This is a genomic window from Psychrobacter sp. VH5 (assembly GCF_050572635.1).
In the GTDB taxonomy this organism is placed as follows: domain Bacteria; phylum Pseudomonadota; class Gammaproteobacteria; order Pseudomonadales; family Moraxellaceae; genus Psychrobacter; species Psychrobacter celer.
Genome location: NZ_CP192145.1, coordinates 488980 through 502449, shown reverse-complemented (window position 1 = coordinate 502449; position 13470 = coordinate 488980). Strand labels below are relative to the sequence as shown.

General features: G+C 41.4%; 14 protein-coding genes. 12 read left to right on the top strand and 2 right to left on the bottom strand.

Annotated features, from left to right (window positions below; genetic code table 11):
• Positions 1 to 134: 134 nt before the first annotated feature.
• The 11 genes from ACNFVB_RS02190 (at position 135) to ACNFVB_RS02140 (ending at position 8312) form a co-directional block, all read left to right on the top strand.
• Positions 135 to 1091 (top strand): PAAR domain-containing protein, encoded by a 957-nt coding sequence (locus ACNFVB_RS02190; RefSeq protein ID WP_430737938.1) that lies wholly within the window; start codon positions 135 to 137, stop codon positions 1089 to 1091.
• Entirely contained in the window at positions 1084 to 1980 is an 897-nt protein-coding gene (locus tag ACNFVB_RS02185; protein WP_288997591.1) for a hypothetical protein, read from the top strand. Before ACNFVB_RS02190 ends, ACNFVB_RS02185 begins: the two co-directional genes overlap by 8 nt.
• A 174-nt stretch (positions 1981 to 2154) precedes the next feature.
• Positions 2155 to 2616, top strand: a complete 462-nt coding sequence (locus ACNFVB_RS02180; RefSeq protein ID WP_430737937.1) for a hypothetical protein — start codon at positions 2155 to 2157, stop codon at positions 2614 to 2616.
• 881 nt (positions 2617 to 3497) lie between these two features.
• Positions 3498 to 3776, top strand: coding sequence for a hypothetical protein (locus tag ACNFVB_RS02175; protein ID WP_430737936.1), 279 nt, complete (start codon positions 3498 to 3500; stop codon positions 3774 to 3776).
• Between the two features lie 138 nt (positions 3777 to 3914).
• Positions 3915 to 4463, top strand: a complete 549-nt coding sequence (locus ACNFVB_RS02170) for a hypothetical protein (protein WP_430737935.1) — start codon at positions 3915 to 3917, stop codon at positions 4461 to 4463.
• Positions 4450 to 5019, top strand: a complete 570-nt coding sequence (locus tag ACNFVB_RS02165; protein ID WP_430737934.1) for a hypothetical protein — start codon at positions 4450 to 4452, stop codon at positions 5017 to 5019. The genes ACNFVB_RS02170 and ACNFVB_RS02165 overlap by 14 nt, the downstream gene beginning before the upstream one ends.
• Before the next feature lie 176 nt (positions 5020 to 5195).
• Positions 5196 to 5375, top strand: coding sequence for a lipoate protein ligase C-terminal domain-containing protein (locus ACNFVB_RS02160; protein ID WP_430738454.1), 180 nt, complete (start codon positions 5196 to 5198; stop codon positions 5373 to 5375).
• 220 nt (positions 5376 to 5595) lie between these two features.
• Positions 5596 to 5979 carry a PAAR domain-containing protein gene (locus tag ACNFVB_RS02155; protein WP_430737933.1) on the top strand — a complete coding sequence of 128 codons (384 nt, stop codon included), beginning with the start codon at positions 5596 to 5598 and terminating at the stop codon, positions 5977 to 5979.
• A gap of 36 nt (positions 5980 to 6015) precedes the next feature.
• The gene (locus ACNFVB_RS02150) at positions 6016 to 6603 is read left to right on the top strand and encodes a hypothetical protein (RefSeq protein WP_430737932.1); all 588 of its coding nucleotides are present in this window, start codon (positions 6016 to 6018) and stop codon (positions 6601 to 6603) included.
• Positions 6604 to 6893: 290 nt separating this feature from the next.
• Positions 6894 to 7427: a hypothetical protein gene (locus ACNFVB_RS02145; RefSeq protein ID WP_430737931.1), complete on the top strand. Its 534-nt coding sequence runs from the start codon at positions 6894 to 6896 to the stop codon at positions 7425 to 7427.
• A 93-nt stretch (positions 7428 to 7520) separates the two neighbouring features.
• The gene (locus ACNFVB_RS02140) at positions 7521 to 8312 is read left to right on the top strand and encodes a tetratricopeptide repeat protein (protein WP_430737930.1); all 792 of its coding nucleotides are present in this window, start codon (positions 7521 to 7523) and stop codon (positions 8310 to 8312) included.
• A 96-nt stretch (positions 8313 to 8408) separates the two neighbouring features.
• Here the strand turns inward: ACNFVB_RS02140 and ACNFVB_RS02135 are convergent, their stop codons facing one another.
• The gene (locus ACNFVB_RS02135; protein WP_430737929.1) at positions 8409 to 10565 is read right to left on the bottom strand and encodes an FAD-dependent oxidoreductase; all 2157 of its coding nucleotides are present in this window, start codon (positions 10563 to 10565) and stop codon (positions 8409 to 8411) included.
• A gap of 328 nt (positions 10566 to 10893) precedes the next feature.
• Between ACNFVB_RS02135 and ACNFVB_RS02130 the strand changes: the two genes are divergently transcribed.
• Positions 10894 to 12558 carry an AMP-binding protein gene (locus ACNFVB_RS02130; RefSeq protein ID WP_430737928.1) on the top strand — a complete coding sequence of 555 codons (1665 nt, stop codon included), beginning with the start codon at positions 10894 to 10896 and terminating at the stop codon, positions 12556 to 12558.
• A gap of 445 nt (positions 12559 to 13003) precedes the next feature.
• Here the strand turns inward: ACNFVB_RS02130 and ACNFVB_RS02125 are convergent, their stop codons facing one another.
• A complete protein-coding gene (locus tag ACNFVB_RS02125; RefSeq protein WP_430737927.1) occupies positions 13004 to 13423 on the bottom strand; it encodes a DUF6691 family protein in 420 nt (139 codons plus the stop codon).
• Positions 13424 to 13470: the final 47 nt, after the last annotated feature.

Sequence of the window (13470 nt, the reverse complement as noted above, 5' to 3'; positions counted from 1 at the left end):
TGAGATTGCCATATAGTCTACACCTTTAAATAAACTTAAGTTTGATATTTAGTGTCATAGCCCTCTATAATGTCAGACAAATAATAGACTCAAGTTAAGGGTCCAAACTTTAGGTATTTAAGCAAGGTAGCACTATGGCAGCCTATATCACCGTCGGCGCAAAGACCTCTCACGGTGGGACGGTTATCTCCGGCTCACCGCATACCACTCATAACGGCATCCCTGTCGCGCGTAAAGGCGATAAAGTCATCTGTAAAAAGTGTAAAAAGGTCACCACTATTGTTAGTGGTGATGCTTCCTTTATCGTCGATGGTGCGCCTATTGCTCGCGGCGGCGATGTGACAAACTGCGGCGCTAAACTGATTGCTAATCAGCAGTCATTTGCGGAGTCAGGATTTGATGTGGGCAGTATTGCGCAGGCAGCGCCTTTAGTGTTTCCGAAGTCGGAGCCTGATGCTTTATTTGGGAATAGCTTTGCGAGCACCAAAGGTTTAAAAAATAGCAACGAGCCTAAAAGGCCTACAGGATATAATGCCGATGGAACCAAACAAACTCAGAAACAGATTAACGATGCTTGGATTGTATACTATGATCATAAGAACAAAGCTAAAGCTGAGGCTTTGACCAAACAGAAAAAAGAAGATAGAAGTATCGTTGATAAAACATTAGATTTCTTTGGTTTTGGTGACGATGCTCAGGCAGACAACGCTATTAATACTACTCGTCAAGGCAATACTGAACTGACTGAAGATTATAAAAACCCAATGGCAAAGGTTCGAGATGGATGGAAAGGCGAGGCTGCTGATGGTATTAAGAAGACTGGTATCGTATTCGATAACGCAGGAAGGCAGGTTTCACCTCAATATGATGCAGGACGAGCTGTTTTAGATAACGTAATAAACAAGAATAATGATGCTCTAAAAGATAAGGCAATTGATAAAGCTACAGGTACAGGTAAAAGCAAACTTGTAGAAAAGGCTAAAGATATTGCGCCCAAACGAGTTAGACAAGCATGGGATACCTATGACGATTATAATGCAGTAAAAGAAAAAGGGAGTGATATTCAGAATGCGATACCAAAAGATGATTAAGACGACTGCTCCAAAGATACTAATCATACTGTCATCGTTAAATATAGCTGTTGCTTGTGCGGATACTAATTTTGTTCCTCATACTGCTACCAGTATAAAAACAGAGTCTTCTAACTTTACAGAAGAAGTGAAAAATATTAAAAACCCAGAACGCCTTCGGTCAGTATGTGATGCTCAAAAAAAAGCTGAGTATTGCTTTAATTATGCAGCGTATCAGGACTTAGTATTAGAGGACTACCAACTAGCTTACGAATATCATATGAAAGCATTTGATTTAGGTGAAAAAGAATCTGGCGTATTGATAGGTCACTATCAAGTTAATTATCCAGAACAATTTACTGACAGCAATCGCTTAAATATAGATGAAAGTATTTATTATTTAGAGCAAGCTTTTAAGGCAGGATATCCTGATGCCACTAGATTGCTTATGATGATTTATCGTGATCCAAAGTTCAACCGTATTAATTATACTAAAGCAGAGTATTATAACAAAATTGCTATCAAGCAGAATGTGAAAAAATCCAGAGGCTTACTAGCGTACCTATATATTCACCATATGAAAGATAAGTCTAAAGGAGATGAAAGCATTCAGTTGTTGAAGGCGGATTTATTGTTAGAAAAAAACTGGGAGTCAGCATTAGCACTTATGAATATTTACCTATATCCAGAAGATTATGGCGCTAGTATAGAGCCTGATCTTGTTAAGACCTTAGCCTATGCTTATGTCAGTAGTGACTTACGTGATGGACGCAATGAGGATGAGTTTAATAATGTAGATACTAGATTTGTCGAAGCAATGCAAACAGAACTACCTCCCGAAACGTTAAAGCAAGCAAAAGCTATGTATTTAGATCTGATGGCAAATATGAATGACAAGAATATCTCTTAGTCATGTAGCTCATATAGTGGGTGCCAAGTTAAAAGATTCTCATAGTAAAACTCCAGTTTTAAACCCTCACCGCACAGCCGACTGGAGATTAATTAATTGAAACCTAATAAATTTTCCATAGTTACAGTTATGATATGTCTAATACTAACCGCTTGCGAAGCAAAGGTCGATTACATGACGCCTCAGATTAAGGGGCAAGTAGTAGATAGAAGTACTGGCAAACCTATTAATGATGTCAAAGTCATATTAACTTCAAGAAATTCTGATATAACAGATAATGGTGGTAATTTCTTGATACCACAGATTGAGTATAACTATAGAATCTTTCCTCCTAAAAATCATGATTATAGCGATTACAGCGGTGCAACTTTGATTTTTACTAAAGATAACTATAAGGATAAATATTATCCCCTGGGTAATTTACCAACTACAAATGCTGCTCAAGACCAAGAATCTTATAATGTAAGTATTAAGAGGTATGTACATATGGGTAAAGTTTACTTAACGCCAGTCAATTCAAGTATTACAGAGGTACAAGAAGAGATTATCTCGGATAGTCTCGATTACTGCCATCCTGGTCAATCTCAAAAAGATATTGAGTGCATACCGCTACCAAAAGGCATGGCTCAAAGATGAGATAACAAAAACATCTGTTTTAGCGGAATGTCTTGAAAAACAAGAAGTCCTTAAATTTAAAAAAGGACGGTTATGACCAATATACCATTATATACAAGGTATATTTGATGCCAGTGTCAGTCGATACAGAACGTGAGTACATAACTCACTACTCAACTTTGCACTTTTGCAAACCGAACCAATCACAGAAACAAGTGAATTGCATTCCTGTTCCAGAAGGCAAAACGTATGAACAGGTTATTCCAAATCGACATATAGAATAGATCGATTTTATGTAGCAGTATGCTCATCCATTCCAAATTCAAATGCCATCAAGCAACAGGTACTATAGTCGATACACTCTAAAAATGTCATAGCGCTACTGGGATGCTATTTTTAAACGTAGGTTGCGCAGCCTCTGGGAACGCAGCACGCAAGTAAAATTTATACCAGTAGCGCGTTTAAATCCATAACAGTTTTACATTCAGCTAACTATATCCTCATTACCTTTGTTATTATGTCTATGTTTGTCATCGCAGAGCCTGTTATAGAGAAAGTGGCAGTTATCTTTTGAAGGTATCTATAATCAAAAAACTAAAAGATGGGAGTCGATACAGTGAAAAGATTAATTTTTGTTTTATGCAGCTACTTTTTTATTTTACTCACCTTTTCATGCACCGCGCAAAGAGATTTTGTTCCATTAAACACAAAGAACTTAGAAATATTAAATAACGTCATCGAAAACACTTGTCTGAATGATTTTTATAACGATATACTAATAACTGTACTAAAAAAAATAACATAAACTACATCATTAAAAATGAGAAATTTTATGTGGAGAGAAGAGTAATTGACAACAGAGATTTTTTAACAATATTAACCGTGATATACAAAACGAACTTTTGGATGATATCATCCCAGAAAGATATATACCATTTAAGTATAGAAGGTTGAATTTAGGTACCAATAAATATGAAACAAGACCCTTAGATGATTTGGATAAAAAATTACTACCAGATATTATAAAAAGAGGAGGTTTTAAGCATATCATAATAAATAACTGTATTTATGTAGAAAGAGAGATGGTAGATAATCAAGACTTTCTTAGTAAGGCAGTAGATATTTTAGACTCTAGACGTAAAGAAAATCTTGTTCAACAGCCTATTTTAGGGGTCTACTAAAACAACGGTATATAAAAAATTATACAAATTCCGTGTTTCTAAATATACCTCCTAATCCTAAAAAATTAAATAAACAGAGTTAATTTAAGTGGTTTATTAGCGATATCGCAACTTACTTTATAAAAAGGTAGCACGTTTATGAGCATATTTAGGACATCAAGCAGTTTAATTATAGGCACATTTGTCTCTTTGAGCCTTTTAAGCTGCTCATCAGGACAAGACATCTATGGCTATGCCTCCCCAATTATTACTGGCCAAGTCTTGAATAAAACTACCAATAAGCCTATAGAAAACGTTTCTCTTTTTCAAACCAGTGCAGATACAACAATGACTGATCATAATGGGTACTTTAGACTACCTTCTTATAAAGAATATTATACCACCTCCTATACTGGCAGTTTCATGAACCTCATGACTGAAGGTGACGTTGGTTTATATAAAGAGGGATATAGAAGAAAAAGCTTTAGCAATTCTGGCTTCAAGACACTTGAAGTCAAGCATACCTCAGAAGTTCCGTATCATATTCATTTGGGTAAGGTGTTTTTAGAACCGCTACCAGAAGGTGTGGATATTAACGATGTTGAAGATGAGTACATTGATGACATGACATTTTGTCAGCCTAATGAATCTCAAAAAGATGTCAATTGCATGCCACTACCAGATGGAGTTACAAATGAAGCCTTATAAACTATTTGCCTTTATCGGTGTGCTAACGGTTCCATTAAGTGCTTGCTTGATACCAGAGCCTACTGATTACTACGTCACGCCAGCACTTTCAGGTCAATTGCTAGACAGTGAAACTCAGCAGCCTGTTACTGATGTAAGTATTTACTTAACGGATGAACATCAAACAACTTCTGATAGTACAGGTAAGTTTACCTTGCCGCCTATGGTCGTCTCAGATGATAAAAGACATAGACGCAATAGAGAACAGCTGCAATTCATTTATGAATACGCTGATATCATGATTGAAGGCGACGGATATCAGCGTCGCTTATTTAACGTGGATGGCATAGCTTTACTGACGCCAGCTTTGGATATCAATACACCAGTGTCAATAAATATGGGTAGTGTATACCTTACGCCACTAGCAGAGGGTGAGCATGTCTATGATAGGGTATATCAATATACCAAGACGATGAGATACTGTAAACCTACTGAGTCTCAAAAAGAAGTCAATTGCATACCCGTACCAGAAGGTAAAACTTATGAGCAAGTTAGTCCAAATCAACCTGTAGAATAGTTCGATCTTGTATAGCAATAGGTTTATCCATTCCAAACTCAAATGCCATCAAGTTTGGTTTCCGATACATTATGGCGATAATAACCGCTATGTACATGTTGGCGCGACATCTGAGGGCTGCGTCACAGTGTTGGACGTGATGTCGTGGAACAAGGTCTATCACTATTTAATCAACCATCTTCTCTGATGCGCTAAATGTTGAATTAATTGACCTATTAAAAGACACATTGACAGGTATTAAATATGACAAACATGAGATTAATGCCAAGCTTGCTGAGCTGGGCAAAGCACATCCTGAATTGGCAGCACAGATAGACGATGTATCTGCGTGGCTGACTAGTGAGATGGAAGGTTAGGTTTTTGCTTGATATCTGTAATGAATGCATAGACTCAACTTCCTTTTGTAGCCAATTACTCAAAAGCATCTATACTTTACGCCGACTGAGATTGCCATATAGTCTACACCTTTAAATAAACTTAAGTTTGATATTTTACGCTTTAGCCATCTATAATGTGATGCACATAATAGATCCGCTATAAAAGTCCAAACTTTAGGTATTTAAGCAAGGTAGCACTATGGCAGCCTATATAACCGTTGGCGCAAAGACCTCTCACGGTGGGACAGTTATCTCCGGCTCACCGCATACCACTCATAACGGCATCCCTGTCTCGCGTAAAGGCGATAAAGTCATTTGCAAGAAATGCAAAAAGGTCACTACTATTCTTAGTGGTGACCCGTCGTTTATTGTCGATGGTGCGCCTATCGCCCGCGGCGGTGATGTAACCAGCTGCGGCGCGAAACTCATTGCGATTCAACAGTCATTTTGTGAATCGGATTTTGAGATGTTTGGGGTTGAGCAGGCGGCACTGGTGTTTCCGAAGTCGAATCCAGATAGTATGTTTGCTAGCTTTGCAGCTTCTGACAATAAAGATTCTGAAGATAAAATGTCTGATGAGTAGTTAGGGGTTTGGGTTGACGTATCTACTGAACAAGCATTGAAAGACGGTGGGCTATGGGCAGGAGCAGGTACTCCTGAAGAACTAATTTATCAAGAACGTCTTAATTCTCTATGGATAGATGTCAATGGTGATCGTGCGAAATACCATGAAGGTGTGCAAAAAATTGGAGATGAAGCGGGATTGGTTTTTGGTATTATGTCATTTCCGCTAGGTTGGGGTGCTCTATCTGCTAAGACTAGCGTTAAAGCTGGACAGTACGTGATTCGAAAACGAGCGGTAAGTAATAACAATATCTACAGAGACTCTGAAAAAGGTTTCGACTGGACTTCTACTAAGAAAAGACCTCCTAATACAAACCTAGCAGAGCATTGGAGTAAACATAGCAAAGAGTTTACTGAACTAAAATCTCAAAATGACTACTATCGTCATGCTCAAGAGTTTGTGAGTAACCCTCCGCGTGGAACTTTAAATAAAACAAGAAAGAATGGTGATACGGTTTTATATAATCCGAAAACAAACACATTTGCCGTCAAAACGAAAGATGGTGCACCTCGAACAATTTTTAAGCCTGATGCTTCCACACATCCCTACTCAACTAATTTGGAATATTTTCATGCTCAATAGAGAGTTACACAGTTGTAAAATATGCGGTTACTATGATGAGGATTTCTTGCCATGGGGTCTTGACGGTGAATTCCCATTATATGAAATATGTCCTTGTTGTGAAGCAGAGTCTGGTTATGAGGACTTTACCTTAGAATCCATTATTCATAATCGTAACAAGTGGGTTGAATCTCCAAAATTTAGATCGAATGAGAAATATAGAGAACAATTAGTTAACTACTTGGAATATTTAAAACAGATTAAATAACCTAGCTTTGAAAAATATAATTAAGTATGTAGGAAAATAATCAGTGAAAATAAGAAGTAAAGAGTATAAGTTATCTGATATTTCACTGATTGCATTTGTTGTTATTTTATTTATATGGACTGTAGACTCAGAGCCAAATAAAGAGCTTGAAATATACCAACAAGAATTGGTTGAGAAAGAAAGCTGGCTCATATCCGAACTTGATAAAATTGCTAAGTTTATGAACTTCAAAGTAAGCGATAATAGTCATTCTAATAGGGATATATGGTACACATCCAGATATGCAAGCCCCGAGTTTGAAAAGAATAGACTGTTACATTTACATAGCTTTCTTCTTAAAGAAGGCTGGGTAGATATGACTGATAAAATTGACAAAAATGATTATATAGCTAATACCTCAAGTAGATCTGATAAAACAGCCAAACGTGTCCGTATTCTATGTAAGGATAAAGCTACCATTTTTATGTATATGACCGACATGCAAAATGATTATCTTATTGATTTATTTAAAGCACGTACTTTGGTGGAGCTTAAGTACGATTACAGCTTACCTTGTTATGACTTAAATAAGTCATAGTATAGTCATACTAATGCCAGACAATAAATAACTGAGGATATCCTCCCCAGAATTTCATTCTAGATAAAAAACAATTTTTCCGAAGGAATTTTGATGTATCAAAGAAGAATTACCCCTTTAACCCAGTCTATATTCCTAGCGACAGTGCTATCCAGTGGTTTGATAACTGCTGCTTGTTCAGCGGAGTCTTCAAACACACCTATATTATCTAATCAAAGCACTCCTACTGAAATATACGAGCTCGGCCTCGCCTATTATGAGGGCGATTCAGTCCCTCAGGATGATAAAGAAGCTTTTAGCTTATTTAAAAAAGCTGCAGATAGAGGAAATAGTCCAGCACAATTCTACACTGGTATCATGTATTATGAGGGTATAGGTACGGAACAAAGTTATAAAAAAGCAGGCAAATATTTACTTCCAGTTGCTAATCAGGGAAATGCACCAGCTCAAAGTAATATCGCTATTATGTATGAAAATGGAGAAGGTTTCGAGAAGGACTATAAACAAGCAATGCATTGGTACTTATTAGCAGCCAGCAATGACTCTGTACTTGCTCAAAACAATATTGGGACAATGTACTATTTTGGTAGAGGAGTGCCTCAAAACTATACCAAGGCATTGGATTGGTACAAAAAAGCTGCTAGTCAAGATTTGGATATAGCGCAACTTAATATCGGCGGTCTTTATGAGAACGGTTATGGTGTGCCGCAAGATTATGATAAAGCTTTTGAGTGGTATCAAAAGGCCGCCGATCAAGGCAATCAACAAGCCAGTAATCGAATCGGTAGATTGGTCATGAATGGCAAAATCGACGATAAAGGTATCATTATTTATAGCACACAAGAAACTGGACTCACATTAGGTGATATCGAAGAACCCCTATAGAATTAAAAAGGGTCACAGTTTACGAAGTAAAAAACGGCAGGAAATTGCTCCCCTACCGTCCTTCCAATTTAAAACTTTAATTCAAAAATTAAACTTTTAAATACTCGCCGCAACCTCTGCCCCATCACGAATGGCGCGTTTGGCGTCCAGCTCAGCGGCGAGCTTTGCACCGCCAATCAAATGATACTGCGCGTCTGGCGCATCGCCAACGTTTGGCATCAGCTCAACCACTGACTCTTGACCGGCACAGACCACCACGCTATCGACACGGAGCAGCTGGCTTTGGCCTTGCGGATTGGTGACCCAAATGCCCTCGTTAGTGATTTTTTCGTACTGAACGCCTGCCACTTGAATGACGCCGTGCGACTTGATATGGGCGCGATGCACCCAGCCAGAGGTTTTATTGAGGCCTGCGCCTAAGCGGCCTTTGGTGCGCTGCATCAGATACACTTGGCGAATCGGCTTGATGCCTTCAGGACGGATTAAACCGCCATCGCTTTGATAGTTAGTATCGTTAGTGACGCCCCACTCCTCGCGCCACTCGCTAACAGACTGCGGCTCAGGGCGGTAGCTTGGGTCTTTTAAGGTCTCAGGGCCGAGCTCATCTAAAGGCTGACCATGACGCGCGGTTAGATATTCGCTGACATCGAAGCCAATACCGCCAGCGCCGATGACTGCCACCGTATCGCCGACTGATTTTTCACCAGAGAGTAATTCTGCGTAGCTGATCACTTGCGGTAGATCCGCGCCTTCTAACTTGCCTTCAAGACTTCTTGGCACCACGCCTGTCGCGACAACCACATGCTGGAATTTACCATCTTCAAGCATCGATTTATCGACTTTGGTATTGAGTTTAATCTCAACGCCTAAGTGCTCAAGCTCATTGATATAGTAGCGAATGGTTTCAAAGAACTCTTCTTTACCAGGGATGACTTTGGCATAGTTAAACTGACCGCCCAAGACGTCTTTGGCCTCAAATAATGTCACATCATGCCCACGCAATGCCGCGACATGAGCCGCTGACATGCCAGCGACGCCGCCGCCGACGATTGCGACTTTTTGTGGGTTTTTGGTTTTTTTGTAGACCAGCTCAGTCTCGTAGCAGGCTTGCGGATTAACAAGGCAAGTCGAGCGTTTATTCTCGAACGTATGGTCGAGACAGGCTTGGTTACAGGCGATACAGGTATTGATGCGATCGGCTTGACCCTTTTTGGCTTTATTAACCCAGTGCGCGTCAGCGAGGAACGGACGCGCCATCTGAATCATATCCGCTTGACCACTGGCGACGATATCCTCTGCCGTCTCTGGCATGTTGATACGGTTGGCCGCCATCATTGGGATACTGATATGTTTTTTGACCTCAGCGGTAAAGTCGACAAAAGCGGCGCGCGGTACGCTAGTGACAATCGTCGGGACGCGTGCTTCATGCCAGCCAATGCCGGTATTCATGATGGTGACGCCCGCTTCTTCTAACGCCTTGGCGACTGTGATGACCTCGTCCATGACGTTGCCGTCTTTGACCAAGTCAATCACTGACAAACGGAACAGAATGATAAAGTCTTCGCCCACCGCTTTACGTACGGCTTTGACCACATCGACGGCAAACTTCATCCGGCCATTGATATCACCGCCGTATTGATCGCTGCGCTGATTGACATGGCGCGATAAAAACTGATTGAGTAAGTAGCCCTCAGAGCCCATGATCTCAACGCCATCATAACCCGCTTGCTTGGCCAGTTTGGCAGAGCGTGCGTAGTCCTCGACCGTCTGCTCAATGTTTTTGATAGTCATTTTGCGCGGTTTAAACGGCGTGATGGGTGATTTGATTGGGCTGGAGGAGACGATAAACGGATGGTAGCCATAGCGACCACTATGCAAGATTTGCATGATGATTTTGCTATCGTGTTTGTGTACGGCGCGGGTGACGCGTTGATGGTTGATAACGTCCATTTTAGTATTCATGGTACCGCCAGCAGGGAGCAGCCAGCCTTCACGATTGGGCGAGATACCGCCGGTGATCATCATCGCCACGCCGCCTTTGGCACGCTCTTCAAAATAAGCAGCAAGCTTGCCGTAATTATAGAAACGATCTTCTAAACCGGTATGCATAGAGCCCATAACTAAGCGGTTTTTGAGTGTGGTAAAGCCTAAGTCTAGCGGCTCAAAAAGATGCGGGTAGTGCTCGTTGCTTTGAGCAGTATTGATGGTGTTATTGCTGCTGGCTTTGCGATTCTCAGGGCTGCTAGCGCTCATGTGACGATCCTTGTAAATTCAGGTTGATGAGGGGTTCATAGTGCAAAATAGCTAAACCTTATATGACTGCTATCGTAACACAACCGCTTTGTCGTCAGCTATGCAGACAAACGACTGATGAGTGAACACAAGCTATTTATCATTTCTATTCAACTCTATTCAGTGTTTCTCTTAAACGACTCTTACAAATCTAACCGACTTCTGCGCTGTCTTTGGCTATAATGAATACGCTTTTAATTGAAATATTTGCTGAATTGGTAAAGTAAAACCATCATCAAAGTGTATTTAAATTATAGTAAAACCCGAAATAAGATAAAGGACTATCACTATGACTGATTTCCATACTGGCCTTGGTAAAAATCCTGCTAACTATCAACCACTTACCCCTATCGACTTTATTATTCGTAGCGCGCAAGTATATCCTGACAAAGCCGCCATTATCTACGATGATCTTCAGCATAATAATCTCATCCAGAGTTGGAGCAAAACTTTTGAACGTTGCCGTCAGTTATCAGACGGCCTGCGCAAACTGGGTATCGATAAAAACGATACCGTAGCCGTCATGCTGCCTAATACCCCTGCTATGGCTGAGGCTGCTTTTGGGGTGCCGATGTCGGGCGGTGTGCTTTGTACCCTTAATACCCGTCTCGATATCAATGCCTTAACCTTTTGCCTGCAGCATTCTGAGGCCAAAGTGCTGATTATGGATAGCGAGTTTGCGGATTTGGCGGAGATTATCGACGAGACTTTTCCTAATCTGATCGTCATTCATGCCACAGATGCCGCCATTGAGGTAGAAGATTTTGGCAAAATGACTTACGAGGAATTGATTGCCAGCTCAGATGATTTGGATAATTGGGAAAAACCTGAGGATGAATGGGAAGCTATCGCGCTCAACTATACTTCTGGCACGACTGGTAAGCCAAAGGGCGTGGTCTACCATCATCGCGGTGCCACGCTTAACGCTGTATCCAATATTCTAGATTGGGACATGCCCAAGCACCCGATGTATCTATGGACACTGCCCCTATTTCACTGCAACGGCTGGTGCTTCCCGTGGACGATCGCCGAGCGCGCAGGCGTTAATGTCTGCTTACGCCAGATTGATGCCGAACTGATTTTACAATTAATCGCTAAGCACAAGGTCACTCATTACTGCGCGGCGCCTGTGGTGCATAATATGATAGCGGGCGGTAAACAAGAGTACAAAGACGCGATTGATCATAAGGTCAAAGGCTGGGTCGCTGGCGCGCCGCCATCAGAGACGATGCTGACGGCAATGGAGGCGATGGATTTTGATATCACCCATGTTTATGGCTTGACCGAAGTCTATGGACCCGTCACCGTCTGCGCTGAGCAGCCCGAATGGCAATACATGGACGTCGCTGAACGCGCGCAAAAAAAGTCGCGTCAAGGCGTGGTTTCACACTTAATGACAGGTTTTGAGGTCTTTAAGCAAGGCACGACGGATCCGGTTGAAGCCAATGGCGAGGAGATGGGCGAGCTGGCACTGCGCGGTAACATGGTAATGAAAGGCTATCTAAAAAGCCGTAAAGCCACTGATGAGGCGCTAAAAGACGGCTGGTTTCGTACCGGTGACTTGGGGGTCAAATACCCTGATGGCTATATCAAAATTATGGATAGACTCAAAGATATCATCATCTCAGGCGGCGAGAATATCTCAAGTATCGAGGTCGAAAACGTCTTATACAAACTACCTGCCGTGCAAAGCTGCGCTGTCGTCGCTGCACCGCACGACAAATGGGGCGAAGTGCCCGTGGCCTTTATCGAGATTCACGAGGGCAGCACCTTACAGCGCGATACTGTCATGGCACACTGCAAGCAGCATTTAGCAGGCTTTAAAGTACCCAAGTACATTATCTTTGCTGAAATTCCGAAAACCAGTACCGGTAAAGTACAAAAATACGAGCTACGTCAAGCGGCCAAGTCATTAGCCCATGAGACACCAAAAGTCACCGCTAGCTCCGAGTAGCGCTATGCAGAATACTTATTGATGCTAAGTATTTATTAGTGATATAGTCGATACACTCTAAAAATGTCATAGCGCTACTGGGATGAATTTTGCGCAGCCTCTGGGAACGCAGCACGCAAGTAAAATTTATACCAGTAGCGCGTTTAAATCCATAACAGTTTTATATTCAGCTAACTATAAGTACTTATTAACACTAAATAATAAAGCTCAGCCCAGGGCGTGTCCCTATTTTAAAAATAGTGATAAAAGTGAGATAAATCGCAGGCAAACAAGGAAAATAGCGCAGGTAATATCAAGATATTGACCAGCTATTTGACACCGTTTGCCAAAGATTTAGCCATTTTTAGCCCATTTAGTCATAAATGCTTGAATTAGGGACACGCCCTACTTGTCTTAGGCTGAGCTTTTTATTATCAACAGATTGCGATATGACCAAGCGCAACTATCAATTCATCTTTGGCTCAAGCCACTGAAATACCAGCATCCCAACTAGCATCGCAGGAATAAACACATAGGCCTGCCATTGCCCCGTGCCTAATAGTACGACACCGGGCCCAGGACAGATACCGACAAGGCCCCAACCGATACCAAACAGCATCGCGCCGATGACAAGCTTGCTGGTAACCTTAGTTTTGGTCGGTATCTCAATCTCATCGCCTACCCAGCTCTTGCGCTGCCGCCGAGCCCATTGCACCCCAACGATTGCGACAGCAAGGCCGCCGCCCATCACTAAGGCCAGTGAGATATCCCACGCGCCAAAGACGTCTAAAAACCCTTGCACCTTAACCGGATCGGTCATACCCGATATCAGCAGTCCTAAGCCAAACAGCAGTCCTGTTAGTAAGCCGATGATATTTTTTAGCATAGTTCATTCTCACTATTTATTTTCTTTTTCTCAAAACCTCTAGCCAT

Excerpts from the sequence above, each read along its gene's own strand:
- ACNFVB_RS02185 (WP_288997591.1), top strand. The coding sequence starts at position 1,084 with ATGATTAAGACGACTGCTCCAAAGATACTAATCATACTGTCATCGTTA.
- ACNFVB_RS02155 (WP_430737933.1), top strand. The coding sequence starts at position 5,596 with ATGGCAGCCTATATAACCGTTGGCGCAAAGACCTCTCACGGTGGGACA.
- ACNFVB_RS02165 (WP_430737934.1), top strand. The coding sequence starts at position 4,450 with ATGAAGCCTTATAAACTATTTGCCTTTATCGGTGTGCTAACGGTTCCA.
- ACNFVB_RS02190 (WP_430737938.1), top strand. The coding sequence starts at position 135 with ATGGCAGCCTATATCACCGTCGGCGCAAAGACCTCTCACGGTGGGACG.
- ACNFVB_RS02140 (WP_430737930.1), top strand. The coding sequence starts at position 7,521 with ATGTATCAAAGAAGAATTACCCCTTTAACCCAGTCTATATTCCTAGCG.
- ACNFVB_RS02170 (WP_430737935.1), top strand. The coding sequence starts at position 3,915 with ATGAGCATATTTAGGACATCAAGCAGTTTAATTATAGGCACATTTGTC.
- ACNFVB_RS02180 (WP_430737937.1), top strand. The coding sequence starts at position 2,155 with ATGACGCCTCAGATTAAGGGGCAAGTAGTAGATAGAAGTACTGGCAAA.
- ACNFVB_RS02135 (WP_430737929.1), bottom strand. The coding sequence starts at position 10,565 with ATGAGCGCTAGCAGCCCTGAGAATCGCAAAGCCAGCAGCAATAACACC.
- ACNFVB_RS02130 (WP_430737928.1), top strand. The coding sequence starts at position 10,894 with ATGACTGATTTCCATACTGGCCTTGGTAAAAATCCTGCTAACTATCAA.
- ACNFVB_RS02125 (WP_430737927.1), bottom strand. The coding sequence starts at position 13,423 with ATGCTAAAAAATATCATCGGCTTACTAACAGGACTGCTGTTTGGCTTA.